The organism is Micromonospora maritima, from assembly GCF_902825405.1.
GTDB lineage: Bacteria > Actinomycetota > Actinomycetes > Mycobacteriales > Micromonosporaceae > Micromonospora > Micromonospora maritima.
In genome coordinates, this window is sequence record NZ_CADEAU010000114.1 from 1 (window position 1) to 13,364 (window position 13,364).

14 protein-coding genes are annotated in these 13,364 nt (G+C 72.8%); 10 read left to right on the top strand and 4 right to left on the bottom strand.

The genetic code is table 11. The features are described 5' to 3' along the window. The 3 genes from sepH to HUW36_RS13410 all read right to left on the bottom strand — a co-directional run. Positions 1-674, bottom strand: a 674-nt coding sequence (sepH, locus tag HUW36_RS13400; RefSeq protein ID WP_174528461.1) for a septation protein SepH, incomplete at its 3' end; no start/stop codon positions are given. Between the two features lie 191 nt (positions 675-865). Next, entirely contained in the window at positions 866-1,993 is a 1,128-nt protein-coding gene (serC, locus tag HUW36_RS13405; protein ID WP_174528462.1) for a phosphoserine transaminase, read from the bottom strand. 259 nt (positions 1,994-2,252) lie between these two features. Then, on the bottom strand, positions 2,253-3,359 hold the full coding sequence (locus HUW36_RS13410; RefSeq protein ID WP_174528463.1) for a citrate synthase 2: 1,107 nt from the start codon (positions 3,357-3,359) through the stop codon (positions 2,253-2,255). Between the two features lie 273 nt (positions 3,360-3,632). On the opposite strand from HUW36_RS13410, the gene pdxH reads away from it, so the two are divergent. From pdxH to HUW36_RS13445, 7 genes are all read left to right on the top strand, one after another. Beyond that, entirely contained in the window at positions 3,633-4,262 is a 630-nt protein-coding gene (gene pdxH / locus HUW36_RS13415) for a pyridoxamine 5'-phosphate oxidase (RefSeq protein WP_174528472.1), read from the top strand. After that, the gene (locus tag HUW36_RS13420; RefSeq protein WP_174528464.1) at positions 4,259-5,551 is read left to right on the top strand and encodes an MFS transporter; all 1,293 of its coding nucleotides are present in this window, start codon (positions 4,259-4,261) and stop codon (positions 5,549-5,551) included. Before pdxH ends, HUW36_RS13420 begins: the two co-directional genes overlap by 4 nt. Positions 5,552-5,567: 16 nt before the next feature. Beyond that, positions 5,568-6,494 carry an aldose 1-epimerase family protein gene (locus HUW36_RS13425; RefSeq protein WP_174528465.1) on the top strand — a complete coding sequence of 309 codons (927 nt, stop codon included), beginning with the start codon at positions 5,568-5,570 and terminating at the stop codon, positions 6,492-6,494. Positions 6,495-6,496: 2 nt separating this feature from the next. Further along, positions 6,497-7,099 carry a nitroreductase family protein gene (locus HUW36_RS13430; RefSeq protein WP_174528473.1) on the top strand — a complete coding sequence of 201 codons (603 nt, stop codon included), beginning with the start codon at positions 6,497-6,499 and terminating at the stop codon, positions 7,097-7,099. Positions 7,100-7,153: 54 nt separating this feature from the next. Continuing rightward, positions 7,154-7,459, top strand: a complete 306-nt coding sequence (locus HUW36_RS13435; protein WP_089154454.1) for a type II toxin-antitoxin system VapB family antitoxin — start codon at positions 7,154-7,156, stop codon at positions 7,457-7,459. A gap of 31 nt (positions 7,460-7,490) precedes the next feature. Further along, on the top strand, positions 7,491-8,651 hold the full coding sequence (locus tag HUW36_RS13440; protein ID WP_174528466.1) for an acyl-CoA dehydrogenase family protein: 1,161 nt from the start codon (positions 7,491-7,493) through the stop codon (positions 8,649-8,651). Between the two features lie 100 nt (positions 8,652-8,751). Then, positions 8,752-9,510, top strand: a complete 759-nt coding sequence (locus HUW36_RS13445; RefSeq protein WP_174528467.1) for a DUF4230 domain-containing protein — start codon at positions 8,752-8,754, stop codon at positions 9,508-9,510. 199 nt (positions 9,511-9,709) lie between these two features. Here the strand turns inward: HUW36_RS13445 and HUW36_RS13450 are convergent, their stop codons facing one another. After that, positions 9,710-9,913, bottom strand: a complete 204-nt coding sequence (locus tag HUW36_RS13450) for a PspC domain-containing protein (protein WP_174528468.1) — start codon at positions 9,911-9,913, stop codon at positions 9,710-9,712. 352 nt (positions 9,914-10,265) lie between these two features. On the opposite strand from HUW36_RS13450, the gene HUW36_RS13455 reads away from it, so the two are divergent. The 3 genes from HUW36_RS13455 to HUW36_RS13465 all read left to right on the top strand — a co-directional run bounded on the left by HUW36_RS13455 (position 10,266) and on the right by HUW36_RS13465 (position 13,274). After that, on the top strand, positions 10,266-11,636 hold the full coding sequence (locus HUW36_RS13455; RefSeq protein WP_174528469.1) for an L-serine ammonia-lyase: 1,371 nt from the start codon (positions 10,266-10,268) through the stop codon (positions 11,634-11,636). 65 nt (positions 11,637-11,701) lie between these two features. After that, a complete protein-coding gene (locus tag HUW36_RS13460; protein ID WP_174528470.1) occupies positions 11,702-12,529 on the top strand; it encodes an ABC transporter permease in 828 nt (275 codons plus the stop codon). A 1-nt stretch (position 12,530) separates the two neighbouring features. Then, positions 12,531-13,274, top strand: a complete 744-nt coding sequence (locus tag HUW36_RS13465; RefSeq protein WP_174528471.1) for an ABC transporter ATP-binding protein — start codon at positions 12,531-12,533, stop codon at positions 13,272-13,274. The last annotated feature ends 90 nt before the right edge of the window (positions 13,275-13,364 follow it).

The window sequence follows — 13,364 nt, forward strand, 5'->3', positions numbered from 1 at the left end:
GGCAGGCCGTGCCCGCCCCGGCTCGGCTCGCCGCGCGACGGACCGGGCAGCGCGTGGCCGCCCCGCTCCGGCGCCGGCTCCTGGCCGAGGATCGGCGTCGGACGCTCGGCGCACAGGTATTGCGCCATGTCGTCGTGCGGGGCCACGTTCTGCCGGGTCTTGTCCAGATCCCAGACCGCCTGCGCGGTGGCCTTGCCGGACGGCCAGGTGGCGATGATCCGCCAGGTGCCGTCGTCGCGGCGGTAGGCGTCCCAGGAGATCTTCTCGGTGTCGATCCCGTGCTGGGCCAGCCGACCGTTGACCACCTCGGCCAGCGGGGTGGGCTTCTCCGCGCCCTTGAGTCGGGTGCGGCGGGCGTGCTGGGCGAGCATGGCCCGCTCCTGGAGCACCGGGCCGGCGTAGCGCAGCACCCGGTCGACCGGCACGCCGGCGATGCGGGCGACGTCCTCCGCGGACTCGCCGGAGCGGATCCGGGCCTGGATGTCGCGCGGGGACAACGACGGCGTCGGGTCGGTGGCGGACGGCACCACGGCGAGCGGGGGCGCGCCCGGCTCGGCGTGCAGCGCCGAGGCGATGCGCTCGTCGATGGGCAACGCGAGCAGGCGCCCCACCTCGTCGGCGAGCACCAGGGCCTGGCCGTCCTCGGAGAGGGCGACGAAGCGTACTGGGCGCATGGGCTTGCCTCCGTCCCGCTTCGCTGGCCGTCACGCCACGGGAGCCGGCCACCCGGGCGTCTCGCACCACCGTACGCTCATCTACCCGGACATGGGGACTGCGACACCCCGGCATGTCGCGACTGAGCTGCGGCAATGATCACGGTGGGTGGCCGCCGGAGCCCCGACGACCACCCACCGTGACGGAACGATCAGAGTCGCTCGACCACGTAGTCGATGGACGCGGTGAGCGCCTCGACGTCGGCCGGCTCGACGGCCGGGAAGAGCGCCACCCGCAGCTGGTTGCGGCCGAGCTTGCGGTAGGGCTCGGTGTCGACGATGCCGTTGGCGCGCAGCGCCTTGGCGATCGCGGTGGCGTCCACCCCGTCGGCGAAGTCGACGGTGGCGACCACGTTGGAGCGCAGCGCCGGGTCGGACACGAACGGCGTGGCGAACGACGAGCGCTCGGCCCAGCCGTAGACGATGCCGGCGCTCTCGGCGGTGCGCTTGGCCGCCCAGGCCAGGCCGCCCTGGGAGTTCATCCAGTCGGTCTGCTCGGCGGCCAGGAAGATGGTCGCCAGCGCCGGGGTGTTGTACGTCTGCTCCAGCCGCGAGTTGTCGATCGCGGTGACCAGGTCGAGGAAGGCCGGGATGTAGCGACCCGAGGACTTGATCTCGGTGGCCCGGGCGAGCGCGGCCGGCGACATCAGCGCCAGCCAGAGGCCGCCGTCGGAGCCGAAGCACTTCTGCGGGGCGAAGTAGTAGACGTCGGTCTGCGCGACGTCGACGTCCAGCCCGCCGGCGCCGGAGGTGGCGTCGACCAGCAGCAGCGAGCCCTCGTCGGCGCCCGGCACCCGGCTGATCGGCACCGCCACGCCGGTCGAGGTCTCGTTGTGCGGGGTGGCGTAGACGTCCACGCCCGCCTCCGCGACCAGGGCGGGCGCGCTGCCCGCCTCGGACTTGCGCACGGTCGGCTCGCCCAGGAACGGGGCGTCGGAGACCGACTTGGCGAACTTGGCGCCGAACTCGCCGAAGCTGGCGAACTGGGCCCGGTCCCGGATCAGGCCGAACGTGGCGACCTCCCAGAACGCGGTGGTGCCGCCGTTGCCGATCACCACCTCGTACCCCTCGGGGAGGGAGAAGAACTCGGCCAGGCCGCGGCGCAGCCGGGCGACCTGGTCCCGGACCGTCTTCTGCCGGTGCGACGTGCCCAGGTAGCTGGTGGCGACGTCGGCGAGCGCGGAGACCGCCGCCGGACGGACCTTGGACGGGCCGCAGCCGAAACGGCCGTCGGCGGGCTTGAGGTCGTCGGGAATCCGGATGGTCGGTGCGTCAGCCACGGTTGTCTCGATCCTTCCGCATGGGCGAGGGCGGGCCCTTTCTGCGGGCGCGAACCGGCGACCGGCTCGTGCGTCGGGCGCACGGGACGGCCGGGATCCGAACCCGGCCGGCAGCGCTGCCGGTCTTCATCCTCGCACCCGACCGGCCGCGACCGGCCGCTGGTCCCACGCCCGGCCCTGAGGCGTACGCCACAGAGCGGGTGTTAAGAGGGGCCCCCGCCTATGCAGAATGCGTTAAGCGGGGGCCCCTCCTTACACCTCAGACGCCGTGCGGGATGGCGTCCCAGCCCTCGACCTGCTGCGGCTTGCGGGTGGCCGGGCCGACGTAGGTGGCGGACGGGCGGACCAGCCGCTGGAGCTTCTTCTGCTCCAGGATGTGCGCGGACCAGCCGCCCATCCGGGCGCAGGTGAACATCGAGGTGAACATGTGCGCCGGCACCTCGGCGAAGTCCAGCACCACGGCCGACCAGAACTCGACGTTCGTGGCGAGGACGCGGTCCGGGCGGCGGGCCTGGAGCTCGGCCAGGGCGGCCTTCTCCAGCGCCTCGGCCACCTCGAAGCGGGGCGCACCCAGCTCCTTGGCGGTGCGGCGGAGCACGCGGGCGCGCGGGTCCTCGGCCCGGTAGACCCGGTGCCCGAAGCCCATCAGCCGCTCGCCCCGGTCGAGCACGCCCTTGACGTAGCCCTCGGCGTCGCCGCTGCGCTCGACCGCCTCCAGCATGGTCAGCACCCGGGACGGGGCGCCGCCGTGCAGCGGGCCGGAGAGCGCGCCGATGCCGGAGGAGATGCAGGCCGCGGCGTCCGCGCCGGTGGAGGCGACGATCCGGGCGGTGAAGGTGGAGGCGTTCAGGCCGTGCTCGGCGGCCGAGATGAAGTACGCGTCGACGGCCTTGACGTGCCGCGGGTCGGGCTCGCCCCGCCAGCGCTTCATGAACCGCTCGACGATGGTCTCCGCCTTGTCGATCTCCTTCTGCGGCACGGCCGGCAGGCCCAGCCCGCGCGCCGACTGGGCGACGAAGGACAGCGCGGTGACCGACACCCGGGCCAGGTCCTCGCGGGCCTGCTCGTCGGAGATGTCGAGAAGCTGGTCGAGCCCCCAGTACGGGGCCAGCATGGCGACCGCGGACTGCACGTCGACGCGGATGTCGCCGGAGTGCACCGGCACCGGGAACGGCTCGGCCGGCGGCAGGCCCGGGCCGAACCGGCCGTCCACCAGCAGCGCCCAGACGTTGCCGAAGGAGACCTGGCCGATCAGATCCTCGATGTCCACGCCCCGGTAGCGCAGGGATCCGCCCGCGCGGTCGGGTTCGGCGATCTCGGTCTCGAAGGCTACGACGCCTTCGAGGCCCGGCTTGAAATCGGACATGTCGTCTCCTGGCTTGGGCTCGGTGCGCCCGGGCGGGCTGATCCGGCCCCGCAGCTCAGGCGACCCCTCAGGGATGTGGTTCGTGACATCTTGCCCGGTGGGTAACCAGGTTCGCGACCCGCGGGTGGTGTGCGCCACGTGACATCCCCGCCGGTGGACGCCCGGGCGGGGAGGAGAAGACTGGGTGGCGGGGCCTGGCCAGCGTCGGGGGACGCCGGCACGCCCGGGAGAGGAACGGCGAGAGTGACAGGCGACACACCCGCCCCGGCCGGCATGCGTAACGAGTACGCCGCCGACCTGGGCCTTTCCGAATCGGACCTGGCACCGGACTGGCACACCCAGTTCGGCCGCTGGTTCGCCGACGCGGTGGCCCACCCGCTGCCCGAGCCGAACGCGATGGTGGTGGGCACCGCCGACGCCGAGGGCCGGCCCAGCGGCCGCACGGTGCTGCTCAAGGGGTACGACCCGGAGGGGTTCGTCTTCTTCACCAACTACCGCTCGCGCAAGGGCGTCGAGGCGACCGCCAACCCGTGGGCCAGCCTGGTCTTCCCCTGGTTCCCGATGCAGCGGCAGGTGACCGTCACCGGTCGGGTCGAGCGGGTCGACCGGGCCGAGACCGAGGCGTACTTCGCCAGCCGGCCGCGCGGCTCCCAGCTCGGGGCGTGGGCCAGCACCCAGTCCGAGGTGGTGCCGGACCGGGCCGCGCTGGACGCGGCGTACCGGGGGGCGGCGGAGCGGTTCGCCGACGTGGAGCCGATCCCCGCGCCGCCGCACTGGGGTGGCTTCCGGGTCCGCCCGGAGACGGTGGAGTTCTGGCAGGGCCGGGCCGGCCGGCTGCACGACCGGCTTCGGTTCCGCCGTACCGGTGACGGGGTCTGGGCCCTCGAGCGGCTCGCGCCGTGACGGAGGTCACGAAGACCCGGCCGCGCGGGGCGCGCCGCTGGGCGATCGACCTGCGCCCGCTGGGCGTGCCCGCGTACCGCCGGGTGTGGCTCGGCAACGCGGTGGCGATGTTCGGCTTCCAGTTCACCGCCGTCGCGGTGCCGGTGGAGATGTTCGACCTGACCGGCGGCTCGTTCTGGGTCGGCCTGCTGGGCATCGCCGGCTTCGTGCCGCTGCTGGTCTTCGGGCTCTGGGGCGGCGCGGTCGCCGACGCGCGGGACCGGCGGCGGGTGCTGCTCGCCGCCGGCGCCCTGCTCTGGGCCGCCACGCTGGGGCTGCTGGTGCAGTCGCTGGCGGGGGCGGGCAGCCCGGTGCTGCTCCTGCTGCTGGTGGCCGTGCAGACGGTGGCGTTCGCGATCACCTCGCCGGCCCGCAGCGCGATCCTGCCCCGGCTGGTGCCGGCCGAGCTGGTCCCGGCCGCCACCACGCTGAACTACACCACGTTCACCGCGGCGGCCGTCTTCGGCCCGCTCGCCGCCGGCCTGATCTTCGCGGCCTGGCGGGTCGACGTGGCGCTGCCGATCGCGTACGGGGTGGACGCGCTGCTGTTCACCGTCTCGTTCTGGGCCACCCTGCGGCTGCCGGCGATGCCACCGGAGCCGGACCCGGACGGCGGCGTCCGCAAGGCCGGTCTGGCCAGCATCGTCGACGGTTTCCGCTACCTGGCCACCACGCCGGTGCTGCTGCTCTCCTTCGCCATCGACCTGATCGCGATGATCCTGGCCATGCCGCGGGCGCTCTTCCCGGAGCTGGCGCAGGAGCGGTTCGGCGGCGGCGCGGCGGTCGGCTGGCTCTACAGCTCGATCGCCATCGGCGCGATGCTGGGCGGCCTCACCTCCGGCTGGATCGGCCGGGTGCGCCGGCAGGGCCTGGCGCTCACCGTGGCGGTGGTCGGCTGGGGCGTGGCGATCGCCTGCGCCGGCCTGGCCGGCCAGCTGTGGCTGGCGGTGCTGCTGCTCGGTGTGGCCGGCGCCGCCGACCTGGTAAGCGCGACGCTGCGGCAGTCGATGCTGCTGGTCTACGCGCCGGACCGGATGCGCGGCCGGCTCCAGGGCGTGAACACGGTGGTGGTGGCCGGCGGGCCACGGCTGGGTGACCTGCGGGCCGGCACCATGGCCGCCGGTTTCGGCACCGGGTTCGCCATGGTCGGTGGTGGTCTCGCCGCGGCCGTGCTCGCGACGCTGCTGGTGGTGGCGTTCCCCGCGTTGCTGCGCTATCGCGCGACCACCCACGCCGACGACGGTCGCTGACGGTAGGGTCCCGGACATGGGGATCGACGTGCAGCCACCGTCCGGGACACAGTGGACCATCGCCGCCGACGGCCACGAGGCCGTCGTGGTGGAGGTGGGCGGTGGGCTGCGGGCCTACCGGCACGACGGCCGGGACTACCTCGACGGGTACGCCGAGGACGAACTCTGCCCCGGCTCGGCCGGGCACGTGCTCGCGCCCTGGCCGAACCGGATCCGCGACGGCGTCTACACCTTCGGGGACCGCTCGTTCCAGCTCGACCTGACCGAACCGGAGCGGCACAACGCCCTGCACGGCCTGGTCAACTGGGTCCGGTGGGAGCTGGTCGAGCGGTCGGCCGAGAGCGTGACCCTCGGTTACGACCTGCCGCCCACCCCCGGCTACCCGTGGGCGCTGCGGCTGCGCGGCCGCTGGAGCGTCGGCCCGGAGGGCCTGCGGGCCGAGCACGAGGTGACGAACCTGTCCGGCGGGCCGGCGCCGTTCGGCTTCTCCGTGCACCCCTACTTCCAGCTGCCCAAGGTCGGCGTGGACGAGATGCTGATGCGCGTACCGGGGCGGAGCCGGGTGCAGCTGGACAGCCGGCTGCTGCCGGTGGCGGCGAGCGCGGTGGGCGGCACCGAGTTCGACTTCACCGCCGCCCGCCCGATCGGCGACCTGGTGCTCGACATGGCCTTCGGTGACGTGGAGCGGGAGGCCGACGGTGGCTCGGCGGTGACGCTCGCCGCGCCGGACGGCTCGTCGTCGCTGCGGATCTGGGCGGACCGCGAGTTCGGCTGGTGGCAGGTGTTCACCGGCGACACGCTCGGCGGCGAGCGGCACCGTCGGTCGGTCGCGGTGGAGCCGATGACCTGCCCGCCGGACGCGTTCCGGTCCGGGCGGGACCTGATCACGCTCGACGCCGGGCAGACGTGGCGGGGCGTCTGGGGCGTCCGGCCGGGGGCCTGACCGTGGAGTTCGCCGAGGTCGTCCGGCGGCGCCGGATGGTGCGCAACTACGACCCGGACCGACCGGTGCCGCCCGAGGTGGTGGACCGGCTGCTGACGCACGCGCTGCGCGCGCCGTCGGCCGGGTTCGCGCAGGGCTGGGGTTTCCTGGTGCTGGAGGAACCGGCCGACCGGGCGCGGTTCTGGTCGGCGACCACGCCGGACGGCGGTGGCCGGGAGCGGTGGCTGACCGGCATGCGCCGGGCTCCGCTGATCGTGGTGCCGCACGCCAACCGGGACGCCTACCTGGACCGCTACGCCGAGCCGGACAAGGGCTGGACGGACCGCGCCGAGGAGCGCTGGTCGGTGCCCTACTGGTACGTCGACACCGGCTTCGCCGCGCTGATGATGCTGCTCACCGCCGTCGACGAGGGGTTGGGCGCCTGCTTCTTCGGCATCCCGCCGCAGCGGATCGGGGCGTACCGGGAGGCGTTCGGGGTGCCGCCGGAGCTGCATCCGATCGGTGCGGTCACCATTGGTTACCGAGCCGTCGACCACCGGTCACCGTCGCTGCGCCGGGGGCGGCGTCCGGTGCAGGATGTGGTCCGGCGGGGACGGTGGAGCTGAGCGGTTAGGCTGGCACCCACATCGTCAGCCGGGCCTGGGGGAGGAGAGCGCGCCGTGATCTTCAGGGCGGTCCGGGACGGGCGTCCCTACCCGGAGCACAACTTCACGCTGAAGCAGTGGGCCGAGATCCCACCGCGCCCGCTGCGGCTGGACCAGCTCATCACCACCAAGCGGGAGCTGGCGCTGGACAAGCTGCTCGCGGAGGACTCCACCTTCTACGGCGACCTCTTCCCGCACGTGGTGCAGTGGAACGGCGGGCTCTACCTGGAGGACGGCCTGCACCGGGCGCTGCGCGCCGCGCTCCAGCAGCGCAACCAGATCCACGCCCGGGTGCTCGTCCTCGGCGACCAGGGCGAGTGACGCGCGCCTGAGGCTTGGTTAAGGTGACGCCATGACTCCTCTCGACCTGCTCGACATCGACGCGTCGCTGAGCGAGGAGGAGCGGCAGATCCGCGCCGTCGTGCGCCAGCTCGTGACCGACCGGGTACGCCCACACGTCGCCGGGTGGTACGAGGACGGCGAGGTGCCGGCCCGCGAACTGGCCCGCGAGTTCGGCAAGCTCGGCCTGCTCGGCATGCACCTGACCGGCTACGGCTGTGCCGGCGCGTCCGCCGTCGCGTACGGGCTGGCCTGCCTGGAGCTGGAGGCCGGCGACTCCGGCGTCCGCTCGCTGGTGTCGGTGCAGGGCTCGCTGGCCATGTACGCGATCTGGCGTTTCGGCAGCGAGGAGCAGAAGCAGCGGTGGCTGCCGGCGATGGCGACCGGCGAGGCGATCGGCTGCTTCGGGCTGACCGAGCCGGACCACGGCTCCGACCCGGCGTCGATGGTCACCCGGGCCCGCCGCGACGGCGACGACTGGATCCTCACCGGCGGCAAGATGTGGATCACCAACGCGCCGATCGCCGACGTCGCCGTGATCTGGGCGCGCACCGACGAGGGCGTGCGCGGCTTCGCCGTACCGATGGACACGCCGGGGGTGACCGCGCGCGAGATCCGGCACAAGATGTCGCTGCGCGCGTCGCTGACCGGCGAGATCACGCTCGACGACGTACGGCTGCCGGCGGACGCCCGGCTGCCGGGGGCGACCGGCCTGAAGGCGCCGCTGAGCTGCCTGACCGAGGCCCGGCACGGCATCGTCTGGGGCGCGCTCGGCGCGGCCCGCGACTGCCTGGAGACCGCCCTGGAGTATGCGACCACCCGCACCCAGTTCGGCCGGCCGCTGGCCGGCTTCCAGCTCACCCAGGCCAAGCTCGCCGACATGGCGGTGGAGTGGAACAAGGGGATGCTGCTCGCGCTGCACCTGGGCCGGCTGGCCGAGGCCGGGAAGCTGCGCCCCGAGCAGGTCAGCGTGGGCAAGCTCAACAACGTCCGGGAGGCGCTGGCGATCGCCCGGCAGTGCCGCACGATCCTCGGTGCCAACGGTGTCTCGGGGGAATATCCGGTGATGCGGCACGCCAACAACCTGGAGAGCGTGCTCACCTACGAGGGCACCTCGGAAATCCACCAGCTGGTCATCGGGCAGCGGCTCACCGGGCTCTCCGCCTTCGCCTGATCTGCGCGTTCACCCGATCGGGTCGCTCGACGAGCGACTGTCGCACGGTGCCCGTACCGTCATTGTCAGTCGATGTGTTGGACGAGGACGGTGAGGGGCGATGGCCCGCGACGGTGACATCAACCAGCCCACCAGGGAGTTCCCGGAATACCCGACCAGCGAGTCCCTGCGCGATCGGGCGGACTCGCCGCCCGAGCCGGGCGGTCGGGCGCCGGGCGGCGGCCCGGCACGTGGCCTGCTCTGGGTGCTCGGCGCGGCCGCGCTGGCGGTGGTGGTGCTGCTCGGCGTGCAGGCGACCGGCCTGCTGCCCGACTTCCGCAACCCGTTCGCCAAGGAGCAGACCGACCGCAGCCAGCCGCCGCTGCTCATGTCCATCCGTGACCTGAGCCGCTACGTCGCCGCCGAGGGCAACTTCCAGGTGGTGGTCGACGTGCAGAACGACAGGCGCAACGTGCCCGACTTCCTGCTCAACGAGCGCACGCTGTTCGTCGGGGCGGGCCGGGTCGAGGCGTACGTCGACTTCACGAAGATCGCCGACGGCGCCGTGGTGGTCTCCGACGACGGCAAGTCCGTCGAGATCAAGTTGCCCGCGCCGCAGCTCGGCGAGACCGACCTGGACATGGACAAGAGCTACGTCTTCGCCGAGGAGCGGGGTCTGATCAACAGGCTCAACGACCTGGTGGCCGGCGACCCCAACCGGCAGCAGCAGATCTACAAGCTGGCCGAGGACCGGATCACCGCCGCCGCCCGGGACAGCGGCCTCGGCGCCCGGGCCGAGGTCAACACCCGCAAGATGCTGGAGGGACTGCTGCGCTCCCTCGGCTACGAGAAGGTGACGGTCACCTACACGGCACCCTGACCCGGCACGACGCCCCGCGGCTCGGTGGCTCGGTGCTGGCGCGGGCAGCGGCACGTCAGTTCGGAGCGATATACCGCTGGGTCATGGATATGACCCAGCGGTATATCGGCTTTCGGCGAGTCGACAAGCGGACTGACTACTGTCAGTCACCGTGCGGCCCGCCACTCGGCAGGCCGCACGGTTCGGGCCGCGCGTCGGGTCAGCGGGTGGCGAGGTAGCGGTCCTCGTTCGGCATCAGGATCCAGAGGACCAGGTAGACGATCACCTGGGTGCCGGGCAGCAGCAGCGACAGCAGGAACAGCAGCCGGACCATGCCGGCCGACATGCCGAACCGCCGCCCCAGGCCGGCGCAGACACCGGCGATCATGCGCCCCTCGCGGGGCCGGACCAGTTTGCGACTCATCGTCGTCTCCCACTTCTGCGGCGATCCGCCGCGCTGATTCCACGGTAGGAAGGGGTGCGCGCCGCGCCCTCGGCCCCGAGGAGGATCGGCGACCCGGGCACCCGTAGGTGCTTACCCCGGCGCACCCCCGCCGACGCGTCCACCGCCACGATGCGCGAGGAGGTGGACGGGGAACACCCGGCGGGGTGGAGGGGCATGTGGCGGGGTGGGGGCGGGTAGTGAGCTGGGGAGGTAGGCTCGCCGGTCGGGCGTCCACACCCCGGGCGCCGGGCCGTCGAACCCGCCGAGCGGGCACACGGCACGCACCGGTTCGGATCCGCACAACGGGGACGACGGCGAGGAAAGTGCAGCCATGATCAGTGTTTTCGATCTCTTCAGCGTCGGTATCGGGCCGTCCAGCTCGCACACCGTCGGGCCGATGCGGGCCGCCCGGACGTTCGTGGCGGGTCTCAAGGCCGACGGGCAGTTGGCCGACGTGGCCCGGGTGCAGGCGGAGCTGTTCGGCTCGCTCGGCGCCACCGGCCACGGCCACGGCAGCGACCGCGCGGTGCTGCTCGGGCTGGAGGGCGAGGCCCCGGAGACGGTCGACACCGACTCGGTCGGGCCGCGGGTGGAGCGGATCCGCGCCGAGCGGCGGCTCCGCCTGGTCGGCAGCCAGGACGTCGACTTCGACCCGGACCGGGACCTGGTGCTGCACCGGCGGCGCTCGTTGCCGTACCACCCGAACGGGATGACGTTCGCGGCCTTCGACGCGGCCGGGAACGAGGTGCGTACGCGCACCTACTACTCGGTCGGTGGCGGGTTCGTGGTGGACGAGGCGGCGGCCGGGGCGGACCGGATCAAGCCGGACAGCACCCGGGTCCGGCACCCGTTCCTCACCGGCGCGGAGCTGCTGGACGTGACCACCCGTACCGGCCTGTCGATCAGCGACGTGATGCTCGCCAACGAGCTGTCCTGGCGCAGCGAGGCGGACGTGCGCGCGGGGCTGCTGGAGATCTGGCGGGTGATGCGCGAGTGCGTGGAGAACGGGTGCACCCGCGACGGCGTACTCCCGGGTGGGTTGAAGGTCCGCCGCCGCGCGGCCGAGCTGCGGCGCGGCCTGGAGGCGGAGGGCGAGGGCACCGACCCGCTGCGCGCCATGGACTGGGTGACGCTGTTCGCGCTCGCGGTCAACGAGGAGAACGCGGCCGGCGGGCGGGTGGTCACCGCGCCGACGAACGGGGCCGCCGGGATCATCCCGGCCGTGCTGCACTACTACACCCGGTTCGTGCCGGGAGCCTCCGAGGAGGGGGTGGTCCGGTTCCTGCTGGCCGCCGGTGCGATCGGTGTGCTGTTCAAGGAGAACGCTTCTATCTCCGGGGCGGAGGTCGGCTGCCAGGGCGAGGTCGGCTCGGCGTGCTCGATGGCCGCCGCAGGTCTGGCCGAGGCGCTGGGTGGCACCCCGGAGCAGGTGGAGAACGCGGCCGAGATCGGCATGGAGCACAACCTCGGGCTCACCTGCGACCCGGTCGGTGGCCTGGTGCAGATCCCCTGCATCGAGCGCAACGCGGTGGCCAGTATCAAGGCGATCACGGCGGCCCGGCTGGCGCTGCGCGGCGACGGGGTGCACCACGTGTCGCTGGACAAGGTCATCAAGACCATGCGGGAGACCGGTGCCGACATGAAGGTCAAGTACAAGGAGACGGCCCGGGGCGGCCTCGCGGTCAACGTGATCGAGTGCTGACCCCGTTGGGGTGACCCCCGGTCGACGGCCGCCACGCCGACGCTGAACGGCGCGACCATGGTCCGGTGACGTCCGCCGTCGCGGCGCTCTGGTCCGCCCGCACCTCGCTGCGCATCCTGGTCCGGCGGGATCTCGCGGTGAAGTACCAGCAGTCGCTGCTGGGCTACTTCTGGTCGCTCATCGAGCCGCTCGGCATGGGCCTGATCTACTGGTTCGTCTTCGGGGTGCTCTATTCCGGCGCGACCCGGCGGCACCTGGGCGAGGCGGCCGGCTCGTACCCGCTGTTCCTGATCACCGGGATCTTCGCCTGGATGTGGGCGAGTTCGGCGCTGACCGAGGCGGCAAACGCGCTCACCGGGCAGTCCCGGCTGATCACCACGATGAACCTGCCCCGCCCGATCTTCCCGATCGGGCGGGTTGCCGGCCGCTTCGCCGAGTATCTGGCCGGACTGCCGATACTCGTCGCCATCGCGGCGCTCTACGCGGCCCATGGGAAGATCCGCCCGGGCTGGAACCTGCTCGCCCTGCCGCTGGCCGTCGCGGTGCAGTTCATGCTGCTGGTGGGCCTGGCCCTGCTGCTGTCGGCGGGGAACGTGCTGATGCGGGACATCGAGCGGACCATGCGACTGGTGATCCGGGTGCTGTTCTACGCCACCCCGATCATCTATCCGCTGAACCTGGTCCGGGACTCCGGCATGCCCGGCTGGCTCAAGGTCGCCTACGAGCTGAACCCGCTGGTCGGGATCTTCCAGTTGCAGCACGCGATCTGGTATCCGGACGAGTTCCCGGACGCCCGGCTGCTTACCGTCACGGTGGCGGGCAGCGGGCTGGTCCTGGCGCTCGGCTGGTGGGCGTTCCACCGCCTCGAACCGGCCGTGCTCAAGGAACTCTGACGTGGCGGCGATCATCGAGGCGGACGGGCTCGGCATCCGGTTCGTCCGCAACCGGCGGCGGCAGCTGCGGCTGCGGGAGCTGATCGTGCACCGGGGCGCGCGCGACCCGGACGCCGGCCGGTTCTGGCCGCTGCGGGACCTGTCGTTCCGGGTCGAGCCGGGCGAGACGGTGGGCGTGGTGGGGCGCAACGGCACCGGCAAGAGCACGCTGCTGCGGTTGATCGCCGGGGTGCTCATCCCGGACGAGGGCACGATCGCGGTGCGCGGCCGGGTGGCGCCGCTGCTGGAACTCTCCGCCGGCTTCTCCGGCGACCTGACCGGCCGGGAGAACCTCTACCTGGTGGGTGGGCTGCACGGGCTCTCCTCGGCCTACCTGCGGCGGCACTTCGACGAGATCGTCTCGTTCGCCGGTGAGCAGGTGGAACGTGCCATCGACACGTCGGTGCGGCACTACTCGTCGGGGATGAAGGTGCGGCTCGGTTTCGCGGTGATCGCGCACCTGCCGCACCCGGTGCTGTTGGTGGACGAGGTGACCGCGGTCGGGGACGCGGAGTTCCGTGCGAAGTGCTATGCGACCATCGAGCGACTTCTCGCGGAAGGGCGCACGCTGGTGCTGGTGTCACACAACGACAAGGACCTCACCCGGTTCTGCCGTCGGGGGCTCTACCTCGACGCCGGACGGCTGATCGTCGACGGGACCATCGACGAGGCGCTGGCTGCCTACGCCGACGCGGCGCAGCGGTGACGCTCGCGATCGTGCTCGCCGCCGGACCGGCGGCGGGCCGCCTCAGCGAGGCCGGGGAACCGCCGGCCGACCGGCTGGCCGCGCAGTGGC

Excerpts from the sequence above, each read along its gene's own strand:
- HUW36_RS13410 (WP_174528463.1), bottom strand. The coding sequence starts at position 3,359 with ATGTCCGATTTCAAGCCGGGCCTCGAAGGCGTCGTAGCCTTCGAGACC.
- pdxH (WP_174528472.1), top strand. The coding sequence starts at position 3,633 with ATGCGTAACGAGTACGCCGCCGACCTGGGCCTTTCCGAATCGGACCTG.
- HUW36_RS13425 (WP_174528465.1), top strand. The coding sequence starts at position 5,568 with ATGGGGATCGACGTGCAGCCACCGTCCGGGACACAGTGGACCATCGCC.
- HUW36_RS13440 (WP_174528466.1), top strand. The coding sequence starts at position 7,491 with ATGACTCCTCTCGACCTGCTCGACATCGACGCGTCGCTGAGCGAGGAG.
- HUW36_RS13445 (WP_174528467.1), top strand. The coding sequence starts at position 8,752 with ATGGCCCGCGACGGTGACATCAACCAGCCCACCAGGGAGTTCCCGGAA.
- HUW36_RS13450 (WP_174528468.1), bottom strand. The coding sequence starts at position 9,913 with ATGAGTCGCAAACTGGTCCGGCCCCGCGAGGGGCGCATGATCGCCGGT.
- HUW36_RS13455 (WP_174528469.1), top strand. The coding sequence starts at position 10,266 with ATGATCAGTGTTTTCGATCTCTTCAGCGTCGGTATCGGGCCGTCCAGC.